The organism is Microvirga ossetica, assembly GCF_002741015.1.
In the GTDB taxonomy this organism is placed as follows: domain Bacteria; phylum Pseudomonadota; class Alphaproteobacteria; order Rhizobiales; family Beijerinckiaceae; genus Microvirga; species Microvirga ossetica.
The window spans coordinates 986,501-1,011,109 of the sequence record NZ_CP016617.1 but is presented as its reverse complement, the minus strand read 5'-3'; the positions used below and the strand labels follow the sequence as shown (position 1 = coordinate 1,011,109).

At 61.0% G+C, this 24,609-nt stretch carries 21 protein-coding genes and 6 pseudogenes; 17 read left to right on the top strand and 10 right to left on the bottom strand.

The annotated features are described in order from the left end of the window. Nucleotides 1-28: 28 nt before the first annotated feature. The 7 genes and pseudogenes from gpmI to BB934_RS49575 all read left to right on the top strand — a co-directional run. Nucleotides 29-1,555, top strand: a complete 1,527-nt coding sequence (gene gpmI, locus BB934_RS32820) for a 2,3-bisphosphoglycerate-independent phosphoglycerate mutase (RefSeq protein ID WP_099514019.1) — start codon at nt 29-31, stop codon at nt 1,553-1,555. 269 nt (nt 1,556-1,824) lie between these two features. Next, nucleotides 1,825-2,094, top strand: coding sequence for a hypothetical protein (locus BB934_RS32815; protein ID WP_099514018.1), 270 nt, complete (start codon nt 1,825-1,827; stop codon nt 2,092-2,094). A 320-nt stretch (nt 2,095-2,414) separates the two neighbouring features. Next, nucleotides 2,415-2,780 (top strand): integration host factor subunit alpha, encoded by a 366-nt coding sequence (locus tag BB934_RS32810; RefSeq protein WP_099514017.1) that lies wholly within the window; start codon nt 2,415-2,417, stop codon nt 2,778-2,780. Next, nucleotides 2,764-3,045: a hypothetical protein gene (locus tag BB934_RS32805; RefSeq protein WP_157934463.1), complete on the top strand. Its 282-nt coding sequence runs from the start codon at nt 2,764-2,766 to the stop codon at nt 3,043-3,045. The genes BB934_RS32810 and BB934_RS32805 overlap by 17 nt, the downstream gene beginning before the upstream one ends. 695 nt (nt 3,046-3,740) lie before the next feature. Next, entirely contained in the window at nt 3,741-3,968 is a 228-nt protein-coding gene (locus BB934_RS32800; RefSeq protein WP_099514015.1) for a hypothetical protein, read from the top strand. A gap of 129 nt (nt 3,969-4,097) precedes the next feature. Beyond that, nucleotides 4,098-4,775 (top strand): CYTH domain-containing protein, encoded by a 678-nt coding sequence (locus BB934_RS32795; RefSeq protein WP_099514014.1) that lies wholly within the window; start codon nt 4,098-4,100, stop codon nt 4,773-4,775. A 913-nt stretch (nt 4,776-5,688) separates the two neighbouring features. Beyond that, nucleotides 5,689-5,880 (top strand): annotated as a pseudogene (locus tag BB934_RS49575) (IS5/IS1182 family transposase); the annotation flags it as partial. A gap of 115 nt (nt 5,881-5,995) precedes the next feature. Here BB934_RS49575 and BB934_RS32785 read toward each other — a convergent pair. Further along, entirely contained in the window at nt 5,996-6,919 is a 924-nt protein-coding gene (locus BB934_RS32785) for a DMT family transporter (RefSeq protein ID WP_162299248.1), read from the bottom strand. 296 nt (nt 6,920-7,215) lie between these two features. Between BB934_RS32785 and BB934_RS49570 the strand changes: the two genes are divergently transcribed. Further along, nucleotides 7,216-7,416 carry a hypothetical protein gene (locus BB934_RS49570; RefSeq protein ID WP_237050417.1) on the top strand — a complete coding sequence of 67 codons (201 nt, stop codon included), beginning with the start codon at nt 7,216-7,218 and terminating at the stop codon, nt 7,414-7,416. Between the two features lie 119 nt (nt 7,417-7,535). Here the strand turns inward: BB934_RS49570 and BB934_RS32775 are convergent, their stop codons facing one another. After that, on the bottom strand, nt 7,536-7,727 hold the full coding sequence (locus BB934_RS32775; RefSeq protein WP_099514012.1) for a hypothetical protein: 192 nt from the start codon (nt 7,725-7,727) through the stop codon (nt 7,536-7,538). A 1,086-nt stretch (nt 7,728-8,813) separates the two neighbouring features. On the opposite strand from BB934_RS32775, the gene BB934_RS47670 reads away from it, so the two are divergent. Both BB934_RS47670 and BB934_RS32770 read left to right on the top strand, forming a co-directional pair. After that, nucleotides 8,814-8,969 (top strand): hypothetical protein, encoded by a 156-nt coding sequence (locus BB934_RS47670; protein ID WP_157934462.1) that lies wholly within the window; start codon nt 8,814-8,816, stop codon nt 8,967-8,969. A 134-nt stretch (nt 8,970-9,103) separates the two neighbouring features. Further along, nucleotides 9,104-10,330, top strand: coding sequence for an MFS transporter (locus BB934_RS32770; protein WP_099514011.1), 1,227 nt, complete (start codon nt 9,104-9,106; stop codon nt 10,328-10,330). A gap of 170 nt (nt 10,331-10,500) precedes the next feature. Here the strand turns inward: BB934_RS32770 and BB934_RS32765 are convergent, their stop codons facing one another. Next, on the bottom strand, nt 10,501-10,815 hold the full coding sequence (locus tag BB934_RS32765) for a hypothetical protein (protein WP_099514010.1): 315 nt from the start codon (nt 10,813-10,815) through the stop codon (nt 10,501-10,503). Nucleotides 10,816-11,088: 273 nt separating this feature from the next. On the opposite strand from BB934_RS32765, the gene BB934_RS51150 reads away from it, so the two are divergent. Then, entirely contained in the window at nt 11,089-11,364 is a 276-nt protein-coding gene (locus BB934_RS51150) for a GcrA family cell cycle regulator (RefSeq protein WP_099514009.1), read from the top strand. 424 nt (nt 11,365-11,788) lie between these two features. Here the strand turns inward: BB934_RS51150 and BB934_RS32755 are convergent. Continuing rightward, a pseudogene (locus BB934_RS32755) lies at nt 11,789-12,976 on the bottom strand (IS3 family transposase). 966 nt (nt 12,977-13,942) lie between these two features. Here BB934_RS32755 and BB934_RS32750 point away from each other — a divergent pair. Next, nucleotides 13,943-14,374, top strand: coding sequence for a response regulator (locus tag BB934_RS32750; RefSeq protein ID WP_099514008.1), 432 nt, complete (start codon nt 13,943-13,945; stop codon nt 14,372-14,374). 371 nt (nt 14,375-14,745) lie between these two features. Here the strand turns inward: BB934_RS32750 and BB934_RS32745 are convergent, their stop codons facing one another. The 4 genes from BB934_RS32745 to BB934_RS32725 all read right to left on the bottom strand — a co-directional run bounded on the left by BB934_RS32745 (nt 14,746) and on the right by BB934_RS32725 (nt 16,913). Continuing rightward, on the bottom strand, nt 14,746-15,015 hold the full coding sequence (locus BB934_RS32745) for a DUF6894 family protein (protein ID WP_099514007.1): 270 nt from the start codon (nt 15,013-15,015) through the stop codon (nt 14,746-14,748). A 974-nt stretch (nt 15,016-15,989) separates the two neighbouring features. Then, nucleotides 15,990-16,190: a hypothetical protein gene (locus BB934_RS32735; protein ID WP_099514005.1), complete on the bottom strand. Its 201-nt coding sequence runs from the start codon at nt 16,188-16,190 to the stop codon at nt 15,990-15,992. Beyond that, nucleotides 16,190-16,498: a hypothetical protein gene (locus BB934_RS32730; RefSeq protein WP_099514004.1), complete on the bottom strand. Its 309-nt coding sequence runs from the start codon at nt 16,496-16,498 to the stop codon at nt 16,190-16,192. The genes BB934_RS32735 and BB934_RS32730 overlap by 1 nt, the downstream gene beginning before the upstream one ends. Nucleotides 16,499-16,664: 166 nt before the next feature. Then, a complete protein-coding gene (locus BB934_RS32725) occupies nt 16,665-16,913 on the bottom strand; it encodes a hypothetical protein (RefSeq protein ID WP_099514003.1) in 249 nt (82 codons plus the stop codon). A gap of 549 nt (nt 16,914-17,462) precedes the next feature. On the opposite strand from BB934_RS32725, the gene BB934_RS32720 reads away from it, so the two are divergent. Next, the gene (locus BB934_RS32720) at nt 17,463-18,323 is read left to right on the top strand and encodes an EcsC family protein (protein WP_099514002.1); all 861 of its coding nucleotides are present in this window, start codon (nt 17,463-17,465) and stop codon (nt 18,321-18,323) included. Between the two features lie 255 nt (nt 18,324-18,578). Here BB934_RS32720 and BB934_RS32715 read toward each other — a convergent pair. Beyond that, nucleotides 18,579-19,879: pseudogene (locus tag BB934_RS32715) on the bottom strand (IS5 family transposase). A gap of 354 nt (nt 19,880-20,233) precedes the next feature. Here BB934_RS32715 and BB934_RS32710 point away from each other — a divergent pair. The 3 genes and pseudogenes from BB934_RS32710 to BB934_RS32700 all read left to right on the top strand — a co-directional run. Next, complete coding sequence (locus BB934_RS32710) at nt 20,234-21,091, top strand: type IV toxin-antitoxin system AbiEi family antitoxin domain-containing protein (RefSeq protein WP_099514001.1); 858 nt, start codon at nt 20,234-20,236, stop codon at nt 21,089-21,091. Continuing rightward, a pseudogene (locus tag BB934_RS32705) lies at nt 21,084-21,530 on the top strand (nucleotidyl transferase AbiEii/AbiGii toxin family protein); the annotation flags it as partial. The gene BB934_RS32710 and the pseudogene BB934_RS32705, both read left to right, overlap by 8 nt. Nucleotides 21,531-21,590: 60 nt before the next feature. Continuing rightward, a pseudogene (locus BB934_RS32700) lies at nt 21,591-22,320 on the top strand (IS3 family transposase); the annotation flags it as partial. Between the two features lie 18 nt (nt 22,321-22,338). Here BB934_RS32700 and BB934_RS32695 read toward each other — a convergent pair. Beyond that, nucleotides 22,339-23,988: an IS1182 family transposase gene (locus tag BB934_RS32695; RefSeq protein ID WP_099513304.1), complete on the bottom strand. Its 1,650-nt coding sequence runs from the start codon at nt 23,986-23,988 to the stop codon at nt 22,339-22,341. 48 nt (nt 23,989-24,036) lie between these two features. On the opposite strand from BB934_RS32695, the pseudogene BB934_RS32690 reads away from it, so the two are divergent. Further along, nucleotides 24,037-24,492 (top strand): annotated as a pseudogene (locus tag BB934_RS32690) (IS3 family transposase); the annotation flags it as partial. Nucleotides 24,493-24,609: the final 117 nt, after the last annotated feature.

Below are 24,609 nucleotides of genomic sequence, written 5' to 3'. Positions count from 1 at the left end.
GTGACGCTTCAACCCCAGGAGGATCATAATGACGGTTCATCGTCCAACAATGCTTCTGATCCTCGATGGCTGGGGCTGGCGCGAGGACGCGGAGGACAACGCCATTAGACAGGCGCGGACGCCAAATTTTGATCGGCTGTGGTCGAGTTACCCGCATGCCTTCCTCCGAACCTCGGGTCTCGACGTTGGACTACCGGAAGGTCAAATGGGCAATTCCGAGGTTGGGCATCTCAACCTCGGAGCAGGGCGGGTGGTGATGCAGGACCTGCCGCGGATCAATCAGGCAATCGCCGATGGCAGCATTCCACGGTCACCTGCATTAACCGATCTGATTGCGCGTTTGCGGGAAACTGGTGGGACTTGTCACCTCTTCGGCTTGATCTCGCCAGGAGGGGTTCACTCCCATCAAGATCATGCCGTGGCCTTGGCAAAGGTACTCAGCGCAAACGATGTTCCCGTTGCCCTTCATGTGTTCACGGATGGGCGCGACACTCCGCCCGCTTCTGCAGCCGCGTACGTCCGCTCCCTCGAAGAGGCTCTGCCGGCAGCATCGCCGATCGCGACGGTCTGCGGCCGGTACTTCGCGATGGATCGCGACAATCGCTGGGATCGCGTGTCACAAGCATTCGCAGCCCTGGTCCGAGGGCAGGGCATCCGGTTCGATACCCCACAAGCCGCAATTGCGAGTGGCTATGCGCAGGGGACAACCGACGAGTTCCTGCCACCGTCCGTGATCGGCGACTATCGTGGCATGCGGGATGGCGATGGGCTGCTCAGCTTTAACTTCCGCGCCGATCGCATCCGCCAGCTTCTCGATGCACTTCTGAATCCGGAGTTCAGCGAATTTGATCGCGGCGAGGTGCCACGTTTGGCAGGGGCTGTTGGTATGACCTCTTACAGCTCTGAGCTCGACCAGAGGATGCGGACAATGTTTCCGCCTCAGACGCTGACGAACGGGCTCGGAGAGGTCGTCGCCAAGGCGGGATTACGGCAGCTGCGCATGGCTGAGACGGAGAAGTATCCGCATGTGACGTACTTCCTCAATGGAGGAGCCGAGGAGCCATACCCCGGGGAGGACCGGATCATGGTTCCTTCGCCAAAGGTGGCGACCTATGATCTTCAGCCGGAGATGTCAGCGCCGGAGCTTACTGCGCGTGCCGTCGAGGCGATTCATTCAGGCCAGCAGGACCTGATCGTCCTCAATTTCGCAAACCCGGATATGGTCGGTCATACCGGGAACTTGGCTGCGGCTGTTAGAGCCGTGGAGACGGTTGACGAAGCCCTCGGGCGGATCGCGGCGGCTATTGGGGAAGCAGGAGGCGCGCTCCTTGTGACGGCTGACCACGGCAACTGCGAGCTGATGCGTGATCCGGCAACGGGAAGCCCGCATACGGCCCATACGACCAATCCCGTCCCGATCATTCTTATAACTGGTGGGACCGCCCTGTTGAGGGATGGCCGTCTCGCTGACGTCGCACCGACACTGCTCGATCTCATGGCTGTCGCGCAACCGACGGAGATGACTGGCCAATCGCTCCTTCCGGCGCCGAGGTAAAACGAAGAGACACAGCCGTTTTATGGAGCGTTCAGAGCGAGGTCTGTGCCTGATTGAATCCGTTCGGTCTTTGCGCCTGATCAGGAGCAGACTATGCCACTCCAATGAAGACTGATCCTCATCCCCTTAGGATGCCGGCCTCGTGGAGTGCAACGGATGCCATATTCGCGTCAGCTGGAGCGGTGTCGAATGGATGGCGTTTGTGGCACAGCCCGAGCGGGAGCCCATGAATGGATCGAGATGCAGTTCAAGTCTACTAAGAGCACGTGATGACCTACAGCCTCATTCAACTTGCGCCTGGCGCCTATGACCTCCTCCTGAACGACGAACTGATGGGCAGCGTTGTCAGATCCGGCTACCGGACCATGGATACGATCTGGACGGCCGAACTGCTCGAAGATCTGCCTGTTGGCAAGCGTCCCGCCCCCTTCAAAGAGATCGAACATAGCTTTCCAACCCTGGAAGGGGTGTGCGAATGGCTCGGCGACCCTGTGGTGAAAAGAAATTTCGGGCGTAGCGCGTTCGCTCGTAGCGCTTGAGAGAGCTTCAATTCCTAGCCTGACTGATCATTACGCGAGTTGGCCTCAACGCTAGATCTGCCTCGCCCGCAGCGTCGCGTATGCGTTCCAGCCATTGCCAACCTGTGTCCTTGCAGCCACAAGCCCCAAGTAACTCGCAAAATAAAATTACGAAAACGATTACATCGGCGCAACAAGTCTTCAATTATCGGGCCTTGATGCTAAGTCACTTGCGCGAGCCACACTGCCCCGTGGCCTCGTTCCTCTGCGGAAAGTCGTTCCTCCCACACTCGGGCTGCTGGTAACGGCAGCCCCTTTTTCAACCTGATCGGGATGTGCCGATGACAGGCAAGACCTTGACCCGCGCCGATTTGGCCGAGGCCGTATATCAAAAGGGCATCGTCACGAAAGACTATGCCGCCGAGCTGGTTGGTCAGGTTCTCGGAACGATCTGCATCGCGCTGGAAGAGGGCGAGAACGTCAAACTGTCTTCGTTTGGCACCTTTACCTTGCGCGACAAGGCGAAGCGCGTGGGGCGTAATCCCAAAAGCGGGGCAGTAGTCCCGATCGAGCCCCGCCGGGTCATTCTCTTCAGTGCCTCGCACATTCTCAAGGCAAAACTGAACCACGCCTCGCCACGGCGTCGCCGCACGTCCTCTCAGGTTGCTGCAGGTCCGGCAGAAGCACAATATGAAGCAGTCGATTGAGCCAGAGCCGATGTGGAGCCGCTCAACCAGCGCCGTTTATGGCTGGTTGAGCGGGATCGCCGTAGGTGCTCTCCGCCAGATCCATTTCGTCGTCTCGAATGATGTGCCGAACGACGTCTACATGCGGGTTGTCGGCGAATTGATCATCGGAGCATGCAGCGGCGCCATACTGTTCGCGGTTCTCGCATCGCTGCGAAACCACCTCAGGAGGAGGTCCCAAGCCACGGCGACTTCCATGGCTCCAGAACTGCGTGAATTCTCGTGAGCCATCACCCCTCAATACAAAGGCCGCCGATCACCATCCCGGTGTTGCAGCAGCGGGAGGCGGCTTCATATGTGGTCGATCGGCAGGCCACAGCCTGCGTTGAAGGGGACCGACCATCATGACGGTACCATCAGGCACGGAAGCGCTCATTTGGGCTCTCAGCACCCGCCTGATCGCGGGTGCAACGGCGACGCAATCGCTCTTGGCTTGGTGTGAGGAGCATGGCCTCTCGGACGGGCCGATCACCGTCGATGTCCGTCAGCGCTTCTCGCCTGCTATAGTCCATGACGATGTTCTGCCGGCTCTCGACCTCGATCCCGACGAAACCATTCACTACCGGCAGGTTCGGCTAATGCAGGGCACGCTGCCGCTCGCAACGGCCGAGAACTGGTTCGTCCCCCAACGCCTGACAGTGGCAATGAACGAAACCCTGACGGAGACAGAGACTCCTTTCGGGACCGTGATTGCACCATTGCGCCCCAGCCGTCGAATCCTCGCTGCGTCCATCCAGCCACAGCCTGAAATCATCCTAAAGCAGGTCGCCCTGATCCGCAGCGGCTCCGGACCGCCGCTGGCGCTGGTGAAGGAGGGCTATCTCCCGGATCTCGTCTCGTTTGCCCCGCGCCAGCCCTTTGGCAGCTGGCTCGTGATCGGAAGTCCGGGAGGGCAGCCATGCGAACTGCGAGGTTCGAGCGATGACGTCGCAACACGAGCTGGCGTCTCAGGCCCTTTCCAATCCTGGCCTGACCGAGGAGATGCAGTTCCAGGACCACCGGATCCGGTTCGAGCCGACGCAGACCGGCTGGGTTTCCTTCATCGCACGCCAAGGCCAACGACCGACGATCCTGCTTGCGACCGATCGCGAGACCCTGATCGCGGAGGCGCACAAGCTGATCAAGCGCCGAATCGCGGACAGGCGGTAAGGCGATGGAACCTCGTCCTCGGCCCGTGGTTGGCGCAGACATCGGCGAAGAGCCTTTGCGTTCTGTTCTCAAGCCATGCTCTGACCGCCGCTGCGCCTCCCGCTGCCCCGTACTGGAAGGCTGATACCCATGAGCATCACCCGTGTCTTTCTGCTAGCCTCTGGCTTGGCTCGGCTGATCGAGAAGGAGAGGGCAGGGCAGCGCGTGCAGCAGGGCTATTTCCCCGAAGATCATGACCAGAGCACGCACGTGCAGGTATCGGGTGATGCCGGCCACCTTGTTCTAGCCTCTCATGGCGCCAAGGGGCCGGTTGAGGACGCTGCCGAGATATCCCGGGCGCAGGCCGAGGCGCTGCTCGAGCTGACCGCCGGGCAAATCGCCTATCTGAGCATCAGCCTGACGGTCGACTCTCACACCGCCACCATCCAGCGCTTCCTTACTCCTGGATCGCTCGATCTGATCAGCATGGCGTTCAAGCACGACAAGGCCGCCCGAGCGTTCCAGCCGCCGGCCTTTTTCGGACCCGAGATCACAGCTGATCCGAGCTTCCGGCTCCGCGCCATCGCCCTCGACGGTCGCCCAGCTGTGCCGGAGGTCGAGGTCACGAATGCAGCCCTCCACAGCCTGCTCGACGCCTTGCATGACCGGGATCAGGAGGCCGAGCCGCATTCGACCCGACGGGCTCAGGCGCCTGCGCCATCCGAGCCTGGCTTCGATGCCGAGGCGGAACAGGAGCTCGACAGGCTCGCCATTGAGGACAGCGTGATCCGGGAGCTAGCCCGTTCGTTGCAGCCGCGGGGACGTTGAGGCTCAAACGAGTGGAGGCAAAGAGCATTTTGGGGATCTGACCAGTGAGCGTCGCACCGGCCAACTCCCGCGAGACCTCGTGCTCGCATCCCCGAGCCGCCCTCGTCGCCCAGGCCAAGCACGAACCCTCGTCCGTGAACCGCGGCGTGGCTATCTCGGATCCCTCTTCCGTGAGCTGAAGGAAATTGCCGCCTGAGCCCTCGAAGACAGGTTCGACGGCTTCGACATCGACGGCAGGATGGAGTGAAGCTGTGGACAGCCATCAGAAGGTTTGGAACGCCATCGATACCATTGTCTGGAGGGCCCGATTTAGCCCCTCTGGCTTGGCCAAACCGCCGGCATGGATGCGACTGCGTTCAACCGGTCGAAGCGGGTCCATACGCGCGGCCGGCAGCGCTGGCCGAATGTCGAGACAATTCAGAAGAGCTTCGATGCGACCGGCACGACGTGGTCCGCGTTCGCCCGTCTGGTCGAGGAAGGGCCGCTAGCTGTCTCTCAGAGGGATTAAGGATCACATCAGCCGCTTGGTGGCTTCTGCTCCTTGCCAGCCGGGCCTGTCGCCCCCGCATGGACCAGCCGCCGGTGCCAGGGGCACCAGTTCGACCCCTGTCGCGTCTGCGCCCCACAGAAGATCGCCTACGTGTCATCGTCCCCGACGACGAAGCGGCATTGCCGGGCCCGCAGCTTGACAAGGGTCGTTCGATCCCGGGGCGAGGGTTCAGGAATCTGGGGCTCCGGCATGGCGATCGGCGGCTCAGTGACAACGACGTGCCTTCCAAGCCCGGAAACCCTTCAGAGTTCCACGCCAATGTGTCGTTGCGGCCATAGCCAAGCGATCCTCGATGCGGCAAATTCCAGGACGTGTGGGCCTGTCGCTCAATGATTAGAGCCGGCCGCTCATACCAGGACGGATCGGGTGTTCATCACCCGGCAGCGGCGAGGGCTGACGCCGACCATCAAGCGGGAACTGCGACGCCGGTCCGCGATCGAGCCGATGATCAGGCACATGAAGGCGGACGGGCGACGGGGACGCAATCACCTGTTCGGAGCGGTCAGGCACAATCTCAGAATGATCCTGAACTGTCTCAGGCTTTTTGTCGCTTGACCCAGGGCACCCTGCTGGGTTCAGCCGCGCAATCGGATCTTGCCCGCGAACCTTGGAATCCAATCGCCGCCTGATCAAACGGCATTGTTCAGGGCTGACCACTTACCACCAGAATTCAAGGCTGGCAGTTTCCGGCAGAAGTGAGCTTCGCCTCCCTTGCCCTGACGTGCTCACGGTGGGCTGTGTAGAGACCGCTAGCCGCAATGATAAGCCCGCCAACAAGGGTCATCGCCCCTGGGATCGTGCCGAAGACGGCAAAGCCAAGCAGACCGGCGAACATGAGCTGAATGTAGGTGAACGGGGCGATGGTGGACGCTGCGGCCTTGCGGTAGGCCAGGATCGTGAGCCAATGGCCCACCGTTGAGAACGCGCCCATGAGAACAGCCAACCCAATCTCCCCCGTAGTGGGCATGTGCCAGTTGAAGGGCACGAAGACGGTCAGAGTGACCAGCCTGACGACAGCCGTCCATGCCAAGGTCGTCTCTGGCCCTTCGGAACTCAACTGCCGCGTGGTGATGGCGGTGACAGCCCCGCCGAGTGCCGCACAGATTGGAAGGAGGGCGGCCACTTGAAAGGCCGAGCCGCCAGGCTGGACAACGAGCATCACACCTAAGAAGCCCGCCACTGCTGCCGCCCAGCGCCGGATGCCCACCGTCTCCCCGAGCAGCGGAATCGAGAGGGCAGTAATGAAGATCGGCGAGATGAACAAGATTGCTGTCGCTTCGGCGACTGGCAGATATCTCAGCCCGAGAAAGAACAGGACGGTCGAGCCAGCACCCGCCAGCGCCCGGATAATCTGGAGACGCAGATCCCGGGTGCGCATTGCTTGCAGGCCGCGTGCGCCGAAGGCTGTCGGAACGACCACTAGGCAGAAGACGATGTAGCGCAGCCAGGCGACCTCGATGGCGGGCAGCGTGCCCGTCAGTACCTTCGCGACGACATCGCCCATCGAGAAGAAGACGGTCGCCAGGACGGCGAGACCAATGGCGCCGAGGGTTGCATCCTTGGCAGGAGCGCCACCCCTTGTGGTTGGTATCACCGAGATCTTTTCGGCAAGGGGTGGACTGTCCATTGCGGTCGAGACAGACGGAGGAGGGCTCATGGGTGCTTGGACGATCTCAGCGAGGGCGTGGGGCATCACGCACACTGTCAAACTGTAGAACTCGGCGATGGCGCTGAATGTTTGGTGAACTCATCTTCAAGCGTTCTGCGGGGCACCTCCGCGCTGAGTGCATGAGTTCCCGCTGCATTAAGGCCCATGCGTTTCATGCACCTGGTTTCACATGATCCGTCATGCGGTCGCGCCGCCGGCCTCTTCGGACCCAAAGTCAGCTGATGCAATTCGCGACCGGCGTCTATGACCTCTATCTCGCCGACACCATCGTGGCCAGGAGCGGCTTGCGCCAGCCCTACACCTGGACCGCCGAGCTGCTCGAGGATCTGCCGCGACACGAGCGGCCTTCGCCCTTCCGGGACATTGAGCACAGCTCCCATCGCTGGAGGAACCGTGTGCCTGTCTCGGCCATCCGCCGGTGAAGACCAACAACCGCCACACCGCCTCAGGGGGTGTGAGGGAGAAGCGCCCCGGCCGAGGCGCTGTCTGAAACCGCGACCGGGGCGCTGGTGTGCCAAGGGAGTGAAGCACACCCTGGGATCTAGGCCATCCTGAGCGTTCGGCAATGCTGCTTTCGGTGGTCCCGGATCAGGCGCATCAAGACCGGCCGCGTGGCCTGCCGGCTACAGACATCGGCGCGGAAATCGAACACATAGCGTGGGCCGGGCGACAGGATTTGATCGCCGCTTCCGCCCATTTTCCAGAACTCGCTGAATTCCCCGAAAGTGTTCATTATGCCGTCGACAGAGGTTGCAGCGCCTGTCTCTGCCCCGACATTCACCCAAGCCGCCGTGCGGTTTGTCGTCTCCTTTGCCGCCCTGATCGGCCTGAGCCTGCTGCTGGCCGGGCTTTGAGGGCGGATCTCTCGGTGCCTGTGCTCAATCCGATACAGCCAAGGCGATTGAGATCAGGCATTCTGTCCCTGTCCTTGAAGGAACGGCTGGGGGGCCGATATCCTCCCTGGAAGGGAAGCGCCTCTGCCATGCACGGGGCGCTTCTCTTTGCCCGGCCTCGTTGATCTCGAACACCAACGACGCTCGCCTGGACCAGCTCCGGCTTATTCTCTCAGCTCCATCCGTCATGGGATCGAAGCCCCTCCCAAATCCCCTGCAACTGCATTGCGGGTCTGGGATAAGAAAACGCTAATGTCCACGGCTCGGATCGGCGCGTCAGCGACAATTGGACACTCATCGCAGGATAGGGTTGACGGAGGCGCGGTATGTCCCAGTTAGCGGCGCATTGCCTTGAAACCCCATCCTTGAGCGCTGTCTTGATGAAGCGACTTGTCGATCAGCGGCCGCGGACTGTCGACCTCTGGCTGACGGCCACCGCCGCATCGGCCGCGATTGCCGCTGTCGTTCTCTGTGCTCAACTGCCTTAGGAGGGAGCATCAGGGATTGAACTAAGTCCTTGGAAGTGACATCGCGCAGCAAGCGTCGATTACGCCTTATCTATCAACCCGAGACGGTGGATCAGCGATGTCGTGCCAAAACAAAGCATTAAAGGCACATTACGAAGCCATGCTCTGAGCGCAGCCCTTTTATGAGGCGCTTTGCGTTGCAAAGAGGCGCGATGCCGCCGATATCAGCAGTGGCTGAATTCCTGCGGCATCGCTTTCTTCCTCCCGGCGCTGCCGTATCGGCCGTTCCCTCTGGAAGGTTTTGACTTTTGTCGGACCTTAACTTTCGCCGGGCCTCGTGCCCGGCCTTTTTCTTTTCGGCCCATCCGGCTGGTGACGGCCTTTTGGCGAAAGGCTCACGCTCAAGCACTGCGACTTTAGTTTGGCCTCCCACGGCACCGGCAATGGAGCTGCCACGATGTGTACTACGACACTTTTCTGAGGGCAGCGAACGGTCGCCTGCCCACTTTTGCTTCTCTCGGCATGATCGCCGATGTCATGGTGGAATACTGCGCGAGCCGGGAAGTGCTTAAGGATCGCGTGCCAGATGGCCAAAATACCAAATTGCTGCTTTAAGCCCTGCTAACTTTCACATGCAAGTCGAGATCGACTGAGGGTGGACGAAGACGTTAAGGCCAACAGCTTTCTGCCTGACGCCCTATGACCATCCCCCAATGCCTAACACCTGAAAGGTAACCGGAGCCTCTTCAATGGTCGATGTTGTCGCCCCATCTCGGCGAACCAAGCGCGATACCAGGCTGCGCACCCTCGCGCTGATCTCGGCGGCCCATTGGGTCAGTCACTTTCATATGCTTGTGCTGCCGATGCTTTTTCCGTTTCTCAAGACGGCTCTCAACATCGACTATATTGAACTCGGCTTTGTGCTGACAGTGTTCGCAGTCGTCTCGGCGCTCACCCAGGCGCCAACGGGCTATCTCGTCGATCACTTTGGTGCGCGTAAGATTCTCCTGATCGGGCTTTGCCTTGGCGGGGCTTCGCTGGGCCTCCTCGGCTTGCATCTGAGCTACCCCGTCCTGATCGCAAGCGCAGTTCTGCTTGGACTGGCCAACAGCGTCTATCACCCCGCGGACTACGCAATTCTCGCCGCCCATATGGATGAGGCACGGATGGGCCGCGCCTTTTCGATCCACACCTTTGCCGGCTATCTCGGCGGTGCGATGGCGCCCATGATCGTTGCGGCGTTGATGACATCGCTCGGCGGCATCACCGCGCTGATGGTGTGCGGTGCGACCGGGCCGCTCGTGGCGGTCTTGCTGCTGGCATTCGATGTTCCGGAGGCGGGGGAAAATCGCCGGAAGGATGCAAGCGGCCACGCATCACAGCGGTCCATCATCACGCCGACGCTCATCTTGCTGACCATCTTCTTCATGCTGCTCGGCCTCTCCACCTCTGGTATCAGCAATTTCGGCGTCGTGGCGCTGATGAATGGCTTTAGCGCCTCGTTCTCTACGGCTAATGTCGCGCTGACTGCTTATCTCGTGGCAAGCGCACTAGGCGTGCTCGCCGGCGGGTTCCTAGCCGATCGCACGGATCGACATTCCCAAGTCGCTGCAATTTGCTTAGGCATCAATGCCGCAGTTTTACTGATGATTGCATTGGTCACGCTGCCGCCTGCGCTGCTCACGATGACCATGGCCACCGCGGGCTTTCTTGGCGGGATGATCGCGCCATCGCGCGACATGCTTGTCCGCAGTGCCGCGCCAGAGGGCGCGGCAGGGCGCGCCTTCGGCATCGTCTCGACTGGATTCAATTTCAGCGGCATACTGAGCCCTCTGCTGTTCGGCTGGCTTATGGATCAGAGCCTGCCGCGATGGGTGTTCAGCATCTCCGCACTTTTCATGGTTCTCACGGTCGTGCTCGCGCTCTTCACCGAGCGCAAGAGAGAGCCTGATAACGCACGCGTGGGGACCGTGTGATATGGGCCATTGAGCGCTGGTGGCTGCCGAAAGCCATTCATCGCGGCGTCATGAGGTTGTCATCGAGCCGCTTTAGGTAAGCCCGGTGGTTGGTTGGCCTGAGGGACAAGGACAGGCACGGATGCACTGCCGTCCTTGTCGCCTCACCCAGCGCGACAAGCCCGGTCTGGTCATCCAGGAACCTTGCTGGCGACACTGGCCGCCCCCTCGAGGCTAAAGCCGATCTCCATGAGTTCGCCCGCAAGGTCATCAAGGCTGTAAGGCTCCAAGGTCATCAGACGGCCGGTATCCTCGCGCTCGAGCAAGAGCGTATCGCCATCCTCGTCCTCCAACACGCCGGGATAATTATCGACCGAGGTTGTCGTCACCCTCACGGCGGGGCCTTCGTCCCCGTCGTCATCCGCGGTGTCCTCGCTCCGGTAGATCTTGACCGTGACCAGGCGCCCCTCGACCTCTTCCTCAAAAACCGTCCTCCACTCACCCATGCTCCCCTCCTGGATCGTCCATCAAGTCGTCCCCTGATCAAGGCTAGGCTCCCGCAGCGACGCTTCAACCGATCGCCCTGGTCATCGGACTGTGGCATTTTGAACTGGCGTCGCGGACTGAAGCAACGGGGCGAAGTGCCGTCCATTCAGGAGCTGAGTGTGATGAATGTGGGGGCATCCCGCATTCACTCCGTGGAAAGGTCAAATGCATTGCCTTCACCGCCTTCAGCCGATTAGGTCAGATCGATCAAGCTGTTGATAGCTCGAGCCGATATGGAACTCTCGCAGGCCCTCATCGTGTTGCACTCTGGTCCTGTACTGGATGTCGGAGCCATGCCTGAGATCAGCGAACCGTCCCCGCAGACCCGAACCACCCTGGTCAAGCTCCAGGCCCGGCAATGCCGCTTCATTGTCTCGGACGATCAATCGAAAGCGATCTTCTGCGGAAGTGAGACACAGGAGGGATCGAGCTGGTGCCCTTGGCACCGGCGCCTGGTCTACACAAAGCCTTTCATGGCTGGATCTGGTGCCGGGAAACGCGCGACATGAGCGGCGTGGTCACGCGTCGCCCTGCATCGCCCAGCGGCTTCTCTGAGGCAGGTTTGCCCTCTGCCGGCGGGGGCAGGGAAGCTCATGCCTCTGACGACCCCACTTGCTCCGGGTACCCCGCAAGAGTGATACAGAATCCCTGCTGCCTGAGGTAAGACATGCTCCAGATGCTGTGCACGAAGGCCTGTCCAAAGGCGCCAGCCTCAAGGATCCTCATGTCATCAATTCAGTTCCTGGCTCCGGCCCGAGCACACGCGCGGGAATGCACCTACAACCTGTTCCGCAACATGCGGCGGCCGGATCTCACCTGTGCCGTGCCGGAGGACCGCCCGGTTCCCGGGTTTGTTGATCCGGACGAGTGGAGATTCGAGCGGCCGCTGCGGCCATTGGACATGAGCCCTGCGGGTGACCTGCCACTGAAGTTTCATCCAGCCGCTGTTAGAGCCTCGGCAGGTGTTACGCCGTGTGGCGCGACAGGAGCAAGGGGCCAGCGCGCGGAGCCTGTCCGTTGCGCAGCGTGATGGTCCCTTGCGGTTCTCAGGCCCGCGGCATAGGCCGTGGGTGTCTGATAGCCTAATGAGGAATGCGGCCTCGCGGTATTGTAATCGGCGACCCAGGCCGCGATCAGCTCGCGGGCATGATCCAGCCCGAAGAACAGGCTCTCGTTCAACAGCTCATCCCGCATGCGGCCGTTGAACGACTCAATGTAGCCGTTCTGCATTGGCTTGCCTGGGGCAATGTAATGCCACTCGATCCGATGCTCGGCGCACCAGGCGAGAATAGCATGCGAGGTCAGTTCGGTGCCATTATCGGAGACAATCATCCCTGGCTTGCCTCGGCGCGTCATCACCGTTTCCAGCTCCCGGGCGACCCGCTTGCCCGAGATCGAGGTGTCGGGGATCGTCGCCAGGCATTCCCGCGTCACGTCATCGACGATGTTCAGGATGCGAAAGCGCCGGCCGTTGGCAAACTGATCATGGACAAAGTCGAGCGACCAGCGCGCGTTGGCTTTTGCCTCCACCAGGATCGGCGCCCGTGTTCCCACAGCCCGTCGGCGCGCCTGACGCCTGCGAACCGTCAGGCCCTCCTCACGATACAGGCGATAGACCCGGTTCAGACCCGCGGTCTCGCCTTCGGCGCAGCAGCACAAACAGCCGCCGATAGCCGAAACGACGCCGTTCGTGAGCCAGCTCGCGCAGCCGGCCCCGCAGGGCTGCATCATCCGGCCGGCAGGAGCGATAGCGGATCGTGGTGCGATCCACTCCGATGAGGGAACAGGCCCGCCGTTCCGACAGGCCAAAGCTGGCCTGCAGGTGCGCGACGGCTTCGCGCTGAGCGGCGGGCCCTACCACTTTTTTGCGAGCAGCTCGCGCAAGGCCGAGGCATCGAGCATCGTCTCCGCCAGCAGCTTCTTCAGTTTGGCGTTCTCATCCTCAAGCGCCTTCAACCGTTTGGCCTCGGAGACATCCATGCCGCCGAACTTGGCTTTCCAGTTGTACAGGGTGGCTTCCGACATGCCATGCTTGCGGCACAGGTCGGCCGCCTTTGCCCCAGCCTCCTGCTCCCGCAAAATCCCAATAATCTGCTCTTCCGTGAACCGTGAACGCTTCATTGTCCGTCCTTGTGAGGGGCCGGACTCTAACTCAACGTGGAGGAAAATTTCAGCGGCAGGTCAAAGCGGATCGATGTCCGGACGCCTGACGCCTTCTTCTTGGGTGCTGGCATTGATGCTGCTTTGACGGGTCTGCTTGGATCGTTGGACAACGGTGCTCGCTCACGTCTGGCGATCGAGCTTGAGGCTGCGGATTTTGGAAAGAATGTAGATCATGAACATGAATTCCCCCTACGCAGAAGCGGCTCAAATAAAGTACCGTCGCGATTGCTGCACCGCAGCATATAGGGGTCCAGCTTGGCGATGGGGAGCTGCTTTTGATGGGGTACGGCTATGCTTTTCGAGCATAACTCACAACGGGCTGTCAGGTGGCTGTAGCAAGGGAAAGCCGGTTCGTTCCATCGAACCCCAGCCAAATTTGCCGCCTAAGGCAACTGGCTGCAGATGAGAATAGCGGTGACGACGGCTGTCATGGCGGTTGCGACCAAGCCGATGTCGACAGCATCCGCCCCTGGCGACACGGACTTCAACAATCGCTCAAGCAATTTTCCACCTCCGCCGGCATAACAAAGTACGACGCCAGATGGTGCAGTGCAGCAACAGCTCAACCGGGGTGCGACAAACGGGCAGGGAAGATGGACTGCCGCGTTCATGACGAGCGCGAGGCTTGCCTTGGCACACCGATTGTCCAACAGGAATCCTGGTTATGGCGAGAAACCGCGATCCCTCTCATCGGCGGACTTGACCGGTACTCTTCATTTGAGATCGAACGCGCTCCGCTCTGAGGATGCATGACCAGAGATCCGACGTGGGGCACCGGATGTTATCGCGGTGTCGCCCTGATCAAGCGCGCCGCATCAGGCCTTAACGATCTGCTGACCATACCGGAGACTTGTCGCATCCCGCCCTGAACACCTGCCACAATAGGCCGTTAACCACCCGGATGTGTTCAGTGAGGTTGCGTACATGACACCGATCCTGTCCCCGTGGACCCGCTCCGAACCGAAGAAGAACCCAGCCCCGAAGTCCCTGCGCGAGCGTGTTCTCGTCGTGGAGGACGAGTTGATCATCGGTGAGATCGCGACTGAGGTCCTGAGGGACGCAGGCTACGAGGTCTTCACAGCGGCCAGCGCGGAAGAGGCCGAGATTATTCTGAGAGAAATGTCAGTGGATGTTCTGTTTACTGACATCGATCTGGGCGGTCAGGACGGCTTTGAGCTGGCGCAGGCTGCCTTGTCTCTCCAACCGCTCGTGTCGATTGTCTTGACCTCGGGCCGCTCGCGGATCTGCCATGGGATGTGCGAGAAAGTGGGAGTGCCTTTCCTCGCCAAGCCTTACCGCCTTACGGAGATGGTAGAGACGATCGACCGAGCCTTGAAAGCAGCCCCGCCACAGTAACAGGTTCGCACGGGGATCGTTGTCTTCGACGACCTCGGTCAGGAGCGCGACCAGGGCCGGATCTCTGATGAGCGGTTGTTGCTATTGCTGGGCAATGGTCAGGGGCGGGGACCACAAGGGCCGCAGGAGCGGCTCGGTCACAATGCCGCCAATCAGGGCAAGAGACAGCAGGATAAGTCATAGGCGTCCCCATAGCGCAACACGATCCTTCCGGCTCATTCGGAACCCTCCGTGCGTCACACATCGCAGACAACGTAGCGGGCCGATAATTGGTTGCCAATACGGCCAAGGCGTTCCTCCCACCTGCGCCGGTGGATCAGGCGCACCGATGGAAGTGCCCAGCAGGACGTTGTATGATGACCTCTCGGGACTTACGCACTCCAGGAATGCGGTCCCTGATAGGATGAGCCGTGCCGCTCGATCCGCATCGACGCCGTTACAGTGGCGACACGCTGGTTCTGCTCGTCCCGCACCTCAATCACGACATCGCTGAAATCGCCTCCTGCCAGCCGGCTCGTGCCGATCTCAGCCGCCGAGCGGGCTGCCGCCTGCACAGCCGCATCGAGGTTGTCGAACTCTGCGCCGTCGTCATCGTGCACGGGCGGCTTCCCGTTTCGGACATCGAAATAGTAACGGGCCACGGCACTCTCTCCTGCTGACCAATCCCTGTTCTGGCTTGATCTTCAACTAGCGTGCCGGTTGCGTGTCCAAGCGCCCTGGCTAAGGGTGCTGTCTGAAAACCCTCAGCCAGGGCGTCAGCGGAGAGGAAGCCCTCCAACCACACTGACACCATCCACCAATGGCACCAGAGTTCCTGTTCGGGCTGATGCGCCACGCGCCCAGCGGGCATTCTGCCGCGACTGCGGTAAACAATCCGTGTCTGCCTGATGAACAGCGCTGTGAGAATAAACGTAAGGTATTGAGCCGGCTGGCAATGCACGTCACGCGTTCTTCTTGGCAGTTGAAATGACAATTGTTTCAGCAAACCTTGTCTAGTGATGAAGCGCAGTGCGGAAGTATACGCCAAAGCACATTGGATTCATCGGATTTGTCGTTTTCCCGACAGACGCGGCACTTATTTTCCCACACAAGTGGCTGGAGCGCTGTGTTCCCTGGGAGCAGAGAGTGATTTGTCAAACCGCAGAGCCGACACTTGTCGAGGATCATCCTCTCGTAAAGTCCCTTCAAGCCATCTTGAAGGAAATGGATGATCAATACGAACGGCAGCGACAGGACCTCATCGCGACATTACCGAATTCGCATGTCAAGGATCGTGCACTTACAATGCTTGAATCCCGCCATCACCAACGGCGGGAGAACTACAGCCGAGAACTGGCTGCCCTTCTTGCGGGTGCGTGATAGCAAAACAAGTCTCACCCCCGGATTCGGGCAAAGAGAAGCGCTCATAGGTCATGGTAACCTTCTGCGGTTCCCGACTTATGGTAGCGCCCCGGCACCGGATCGGGCCTACGTTCCACACTTGAGACCACGCCTGCGGACGGGTCTGTCGTCCACTACTCCCCAAGCAATAGAGCTGCCGTTTTCAGCCTTAGCATACGACCGCTTAGCAGAGCGGCAACCGAACGTCGTCGTCACCAACGGCGCTGCCTCAAACCTACCCGGGCTGCTTCCAGGACACGGACGAGATGTAGTTGAAGGTGAGGAAAAGCAGCGACAGTGACTTCTGGGCGGCGATCCGCATGTCTTCAGGCTCCTTGCTGGCTCGATTATAATTGAGCAAGCAACTCAATCCTGATTGGTCCAACTTGGTTTCGGCCCACATCAACTCGATATAGATCGAGCCGGGCGTGTGCATCACCACATATCCGCCGATCCTGTGCGAAGCCGGCAGGTTGAGCGTGATCGTCTTCTCCTTGGATTCTTCCTTAAGTTCAACGTCACCATGACCAGGCGCATGCCCTCTGATGCCGGAGCCTGGTCCTTTGAAAATGCCCTTGAACGCAAACCGCGAACGGGGGTGACGGGGATCAACTCAATCAAGCGCAGCGCGTCGTTTCGGGAGAAGGTAGAGCCATCTGCGACGAGGCGATCGAGGATCGCATTGGCTTCCAGGCGAGTCTGCACGTTCATTGCCTGCTCCGTCGTGGCCAAGTCATCCTTCATCGCCTGCACCTCCAAGATCAGGAGAATGCTCCAAGCGTTGTTCGTACCAATCGATTTGAGCGCACGTGATGGCGCCGTGAGGCATCCATCCGTCGAATCCCTGCGGCATGGCCCGCCGAGCAATGCCGCTGTCCCGGTCCTTTCCAACTAATCCAAAGGGCAGCAATCAACTCATCGCGCCAACTGCGCCCAGAGACTTCGGCTTGATCTGCTCAGCCGTAACGCCGATCTGTCCCCGGACATAACCGAATGACAGGGCTGCGGCTAACCGTTCGATCCGTTGCTCCTGAATGAGTTGCTCGATGAGGAGGGCCCTGATAGCGGTCCTCGCATCACCGCCGCAGGCCTCGATCACGGCCGTGACATCGGCTTCGATCGGATCAATGTCACGTTGCGTCCGTCCCGGCTCAGTCATTAGCGTCTCCCTTGAAAGCCGCAATGGTACTGCTTCGTGCCCCGCCCCACCACGAAATTGTTCTTGATTTGTTCCCAGGGTGTGGAATGTGGGGAAACCTACCGACACGCGGCTTAGAGGCTCTCTTGTCGTCCATCCAAGACCCGTGACGGCTTTCTGGCCGCTTATTAAACACGGATCAGCGTCAGGCAGGTGTGATGGAGACCGACTCACCGTACCGCTTGGCGCAAACCGTTCCGAGGACCCCAACGGCGATCAAGCCCGATCGAGATGCGGCAAGCTCGATCCGCTCCTGAAGCCGAACCGTCGGCGGCGACGTCTGGTCGGGTTCCGTAGAGAGAGCGTCGCTGCCGCGGTGGGCAATGGGTGGAGATATCGCAGTGGTCCGCTCCGCCGAGTGCGCGCAATCCCATGGCCGTGGCGGATCCTTAGCCAGATGGGGGAAGCTGCCCGGACGTGTTCGACGTGTAACCAGATGCGGTGCGGAGCCAGCCTTAGGAGACAAGGCGTGGGCTATCCGAAGCGGACCCGCATCCCCAGATAGGATGGATGAGCCAGGAACTTCGCCGCCAGGAACCGCTTCCGGCATCCGCAGGCAACGTCGCAACTCCGGAGATCGCCCTGTCTGAGGAGGACCGCGCGGCCTTAAGACAGGCCGTCCGCGCGCTGGAGGGGCCAAGCTACATCGGCCGACTGTCGGCCTTGGCCGGGCGGCCGATCGAGCTGCTCGGGCAGGCTCTTCCCCAGGTCGCATCCGACATGATCTCGAAAGCCACGCAGGCGGCGCTCACCCGAGCACTGCGCTATGCGCTCCGGACGATCCCAAAGGAGGGCAGGGATCCGGAAACCCGCGCTCACAAGGCTCTTGCGATCCTGTCGGGCGCCATGGGTGGAGCGCTGGGCGTATCAGCCGTCCTGGTGGAGCTCCCGATCTCGACGGCGATCATGCTGCGGTCGATTGCCCGGATCGCCCAGAGCGAGGGTGAGGATCTCGAACATCCCGAGACGGCACTGGCCTGCCTCCAGGTCTTCGCTCTGGGCGGACACACCGGCTCGGGCAACGCGCATGAAGCCGGCTACTTCGCGGTACGGGCGGCAATGGCGAAGTCCGTCACTCGTGCCCTGCAGCAGATAGCCGGGCGTGGGGTCGTGGACGAGAGCGCCTCGGCCATCGTGCGCCTGCTGGCCCAGATCGGCTCACGGTTCGGCGTAGTGGTCTCGCAGAAGGTCGCGGCCCAGGCCGTTCCGATTGTCGGGGCGATCGGCGGCGCGGCGGTCAACGCCGCCTTCATCGACCATTTTCAGACGCTCGCCCGTGGACATTTCATCGTGCGTCGCCTGGAGCGGACCTACGGCAAGGGAACGGTGCGCCGGGCTTACGACCAGACTCGGGTGAGCGAGGGCCTCTAAGAGCCCGGCACATCGCTGGGTTCAAGCAAGACCTTCCTGCCGGGAAACGAACGACGATCTGAAATTGCTGAAGGTGGTTGAGAATCGCAGACGGCCCACGGCTGGGATGCTTTGCTCCCACTCTGACTGTGAAGGTCCCTGCAACAGGTAGGCTGACCTCGGCTCTACCGCGAGGGACGTATGCTCTTCTGCCATGGCACCGATTGCAGACTTCTTGTCAACACTAATTCGTCGGCCCTGAATAATGGTGTTTGATCAGGCGGCGATTGGCTTCCAGAGATCATTGGAAGTATCCGATTGCGCGGATGAGCCCATCAGGGCTGCCAAGAGCCAAGCAACAAAAGGCCTGAGCCAGTTCAGGATCAGTCGCAGGTTATGTCGGCGGCCACGAGCAGGGCGTTCATCGCGTCGCCCGCGGCTCCGAGCAGGTGATTACGTGAGAGCCGCCCGTCCGCCTTCATGTGGCCGATCATCGGCTCGATCGCCGACCGGCGTCTCAGCTCGCGCCTGATCGTGGGCGTGAGCCCCCGCCGCTGTCGCGTGATGAACACGCGCTCCTCGTGCCCATAGTCGTGCCCACGATAGCCTTGGTCGACGTAGATGCGCACGGGCTCCACGTCCGTCATGGTGATGACCTGGTCTATGGTGGCGTCCAACGTATGGCCATCATACGGATTGCCCTCCAGCGCCTTGGAGGCGAGCACAAAGCCTTCCCGGTTCGTCACCGCCACAGCCACCTTGGAGCCAAATTCGTACGGCCGATGCGCCTTGCCCTTGGCGATGCACACCACCTCTGGGGCGTGAAGGCTGTAGAGCTTGTTCTTGCTCGTGCGTTCCTGCGTCAGAAGACGCTCCGTCAGGCCCAGCAGACGTGCAAAGCGAAGGGCGAGGCCCTCATCCGCGGCGACTTTGCGGGCGACATCGCGATACACTCGTCCAAGATAGGTCTTCAGCCGCTTGAGCTCGCGCCGCATGCGCCGCATCTGCCGGGCATGGGCATAGCGACCGACCTGCACGGCGGCGCGCTTGGCCTGCCGTACAAGGGCGAGGAGAGCCTTCAGATAGAGCTTCGCGTCGGTGGGATGAGTGATCGCCTTGGGCTGCACGGTCGTATCGACACTAATCCGCTCCAGGCTTGAGGGCCGCACCACCCCGCTCTCCAACCCGGCCTGGATGGTGGCGGAAAGCAGCGTCTCCAGTCCGTCGGGTCCGAGCCGTTTGCGCCAGCGCGTCAGCGAGCTCGGATCGCAGGGCAACTCATGCTGGAAGTACTCGCAGCCACAGAACCACTGCCAGTACGGGTTCTCGATCCAACGCTGCACCACGGCTTCATCGGACAGGTTGAAAGTGTGCTGGAGATAGGACAGCCCGACCATCAGGCGCGTCGGCTTCGCGGGCCGTCCGAGCGGACGATAGAAGCGGCCAAACGCCTGATCGAACCTGTCCCAGTCGATGAGAGCGGCGAGCCGATACAGCTCGTGACGCTGATCGAGAATCTGATCGAGACGGCTGCGGTAGAGATCGCCGGAGCTCGGCAGCATCGGCTTGGGTCCCATGGCAAAACACCGGTTTTGAGTGGGTCACTCCCCAGGAACCGGCATTTTACAATGCTTCGCGAAGACGAAGAATCCTTCAGCCTCAATCAGTTGTGGGTTGTTCAGGGGCGACTAATTATGCGATATTTAATACCGTTTCGCCATCCATCCTTTCGTTGGGCCGCGGATGGGTTGCGGGACTGCCGCACGGAGTATCAGGATGCTCTTGAAGGCCACCTAACCATCGCGGAAGCAACTGTCCCGTTATGCGATCATTTTACAGATTGCTGATTTCTTTGAGAAAATCTCATCAAATTTAAGGGAAATCAAAAGTCGGTCTTGCCACCCTTTTGAACAAGTGCCAGTTTGATGAGAATGCCTCATCGAAAATCGCCTGGATTAAAAGCTCTCTTAGATCGCCTGCCCCCCGGCTTCGTGACGGACGCCGCTTGGCTCAAGCATCAAGGCGTCGATCCCCGATCGATCCACGAATACGTGGAACGTGGGTGGCTCGAACGGGTGACACACGGCGTGTACCGCCGCCCTCCGCCCATGCAGACAAGCACGACATCCGAGACGGATTGGCAAGCCGTCCTTCTCTCACTGCAATGGATCCTGGCAAAAGATGTCCATCTCGGTGGACTGAGCGCCCTCGAGGCCCGCGGACACACCCATTACCTGTCACTCAGTGGGCCAAGCCGCGTCTACCTTTACGGCGATGTGCCGTCCTGGCTCCGACGGATGCCGATCGACACACAACTCGTGGTAAGGACCCGATCCCTGTTTGGCGCCGATACACAGGGGATCGAGAGCACCGACCAGCCATCTAGGCAAGGATCCGATGCCGAAGGCGGACCGATGCTGAGCCCTTGGCGATGGCCGATGCGGCTTTCGTCTCCTGAGCGGGCGATCCTCGAGGCCCTCGACGAGCTGCCCAATCATGAGAGCTTCCACAACATCGACATGATATTCCAGGGTCTCACCAATCTCCGGCCGCGCCGGCTGACGTCCCTCCTGCAAGCCTGCCGGAGCGTCAAGGTTAAACGCCTATTCTTCGTATTCGCCGACAAGCACAAGCACGCCTGGCTCAATCACGTTGACAAGGCGGTCGTCGATTTGGGATCGGGCCCCCGGGTATTGACCAAGGGAGGCAAGCTGCATCCCGACTACCAGATCTATGTCCCGGCAGACTTGGCCCCCGCGGTGAAGAGGGGAGATGAGGCGTATGCATAGCCCCTATGCGGAGCAGGTCCGTCTGCTCGTCCAATCTTTACCAATCATCGCCCGAGAGTCGGTCTTCGCATTGAAGGGCGGAACGGCCATCAACCTCTTCTACCGGGACATGCCGCGGCTGTCAGTCGACATTGACCTGACCTATCTGCCAATCGAGGATCGGGCGACGTCGTTACGCGGTATCGACGAGGCGCTCGGGCGGATCGTGGATGGGTTATAGCAAGGCCATCGCGACATGCGCATCCAGCGCATCGCCGGAGGCGGCAACAACGAAACCCGCATCTTGGTTGGCAACGGCCGCGCCCAGATCAAGATTGAGACATCCCCCGTTATGCGGGGAACCGTTATCCCTCCACGGTTGATGCAGGTTGCTGAGGCTGTCGAGGATGAATTCGGCTTCGCAGAAATGCAGGTCCTTTCATTCGAGGACCTTTTCGGTGATCCTCCCTCGCATTGATGGACACCTCTGATACGCTCCTGTGGAGCGGGAAGGTGTTTGATGACGAAGACGAGGCGAGACTTCACACCGGAATTCAAGCGGGAGGCTGTGGCGCTTCTGGCAAGCAGCGGTCGGCCCCTCATGCAGGTCGCGACGGAGCTGGGGATCTCCCCTTCAATGCTGCGCAACTGGCGGACCGTTGTGCACGGCGGTATCACTCGATCGAGGGCTGGCTCGAAGGGTTCTGCGACCAGTTTGTCCCCGATGGCGTCTCCAGCCGATCAGGCGGCGGAGATTGCTCGACTGCGCCGTGAGCTCGATCGCACGCGCATGGAGCGCGATGTGTTAAAAAAGTCATCGGCATCTTCGCGGAGGTGCCGAAATGAGGTTTGGCTTCATTGAGCAGCATGCCCGCACCTTTCCAGTGCGGCTCATGTGCCGCGTGCTCGGCGTGTCGCCCAGCGGCTATTACGCCTGGCGGTCTCGGCCGGAGAGCTCACGAGCTCTTGCCGACCGGCGCCTGCTGCACGAGGTGCATCGGCTCCACGCCCGCCATCAGGGCCGCTATGGCAGCCCGCGCATGCATGCGGCCTTGCGCGCTGAAGGCCACCGGGTCAGCCGCAGCCGGGTCGAGCGGCTGATGCGCCGGCATGGTATCCGAGCCTTGGCCCGACGCCGTTTCCGGCCGACCACGACCGACAGTCGTCATCAGCTGCCGATCGCGCCCAACCTGCTGCAGCAGAAGTTCACGGCATCTGTGCCGAACCGGGTCTGGCTGGCCGACATCACGTAGATACTGTCGGCGAATTCAGAGGGCTGGCGCCAACGCAGCAAAGCGGGTCACGCGCGTCTTGGTGCGCGGCCATCCGTCCAACCAGTGTACGACCCGCAAGACGTTCATCGCAGCCGCCGAACACACTTCCTGGAGGCCGGTCTTCAGGAGCCCGATATACCGGCTCCGGCGCATTCCGAATACCCGCACACCCTGTGAGAGAGTGCCCTCGACGCCAGCCCGGATATGATACCGCTCCTTCCATGTGGGATCGTGCATCCGGGATCGGGCTGCATTCAATGCCTCGTACTCCTGGCGCGTGTGGAAGTAGACGGCGCGGCGGGCTTCCTTCGCGGGCGTGCACAGCGCTCTGACGACGCAGGCTCCACAATCAGAGCGGCTGAACACGGCATTGATGCGCGGGCTTCCATCCTCTCTGCGCGCGACGCGCCACGTCACGGAGACCTTACCCTGTGGGCAGGTTACTTGTTCGCGCTCCCAGTCGATCACGAAGTTGGGCAGATCATATCCCTGTCCCGTGCGGGCCTGCCAGGACGATACGCCCCGCACCGGCCCCTCGAGCGAGATCCCGTGGTCCCGCCGGCTGCTGACCAACAAGGCCGCATCAATGTAGGCCGAGTCCACGTAATGCTCAGAAGGGAGGAGGCCTTTGGCGGCCAGGCACGCATGGATCTCGGCCGTGCTCGTCATGTCCTGCTCCATGGCCGGGCAGGTCTTGACGTGCGTGATCAGGTGCGCGGCATCGTCATCGCAGGTCTCGGTGACGTGGACCTTGTAGCCGGACCACTCCATCTGACGCTTTGTGCAGTAATGCATCTCGGGATCATAGGGCGACTGCAGCCGTTCGCCGACCGGTGGCAGTTCCGCTCCCGCCCGCCAGCGCGGCCGCCCATCGTCCCGTGCGTAATGCACCCGCCACACGTCGCGCAGCGTCTGCACCATCGGCACCGCTCGAGCCGCAGCCGGTGCGCTCGCATCGTCCAAGGCGTCGAGCAGGAAGAACCCGTCCGTGCCAATCTCCAGCGAGAGAGCTTCACGCTTCTCCCGGCTCTTGGGCAGACGATAGTCCTCAATGCGATGTGCATAGCGCTCGAACCACGCCGGCTGAGCGATCACGCGAATCCAGTCCGGAACAACGGCGGCCAGATCATCGAGAGTGGCGCGCAGCGTCTCAGCGACAAGTTCGAGAAGATGGAGGTCATGCACGGCCCCCAACACATGCGTGCTGTCGGTGCGTTGCTTGCCGCGCGCTTTGATCAGACCGCGGGCCTTGAACCGCTCGAGCATGGTGTCCAACAGCAGATGCTCCGCTTGGCCGGCGACAAGGCGGGCCCGAAATTCGGTGAGCACGCTGAAGTGGAACCCGGGATCAGTCAGCTCGAGCCCCAGGGCGTACTTCCAGTCGATCCGGGCCCGGACAGCGTCAGCGGCTTGTCGATCGCTGAGGTGCTCGAGGAACTGGAAGATCGTGATCAAAGCCAGCCGCCACGGCGCAAGGGCGGGTTGCCCCCGGCTCGGGTAGAACCGTCGGAAGTCCTCATCCTGGTAGAGGATGCTAAATTCATCCCGGAGCCGGGCCACAATGTTGCCCTTAGGGAAAGCTGCCCGGGCAACTCGCACGGTCTCGGCCGGGATCTCACCAATCGGCTCGGGATGAAGGCTCATGGATTCCTCCTCTTGCTGAATAGCCAACAGGGAATTCGCCGACAGTATCTCACGTACATTCCAACCGGTGAGGGCTGGCTCTACCTGGCTGCGGTGCTGGATCTGGCGACCCGGAAGGTGGTGGGCTGGGCAATGCGCGATCACATGCGCACCGAACTCGCCCTGGCAGCTCTGATCATGGCAGCCCAGCGGCAACGACCAGGTCGTGGCCTCATTCACCATTCGGATCGCGGCAGTCAATATGCTGCCGAGACGTATGCCCGACAGCTTGCTGCGATGGGTGCCAAGCCATCGATGAGCCGGACGGGCTGTTGTTACGATAATGCCCCGATGGAGTCGTTCTTTCACTCCTTGAAGGAGCTGGTCCATCAGTGCCGCTGGGCTACCCGAGAGGAGGCGCGGCGGGACCTGTTCGGCTATATCGAGGGCTACTATAATCGGCAGCGCATTCACTCGTCGCTCGGGTATCTCACCCCAGAACAGGCCGAGCGGAAAGCGGGCTAACCCAGTGTCCACGCAATCGAGGGAAGATCAGTACCGCGCCGGACACAGCTCAGACACGATGAGCGCGCTGAGCATCGAGTACTGCCGACGGGCTCACCGGCATCTTGCTGCTGTTGG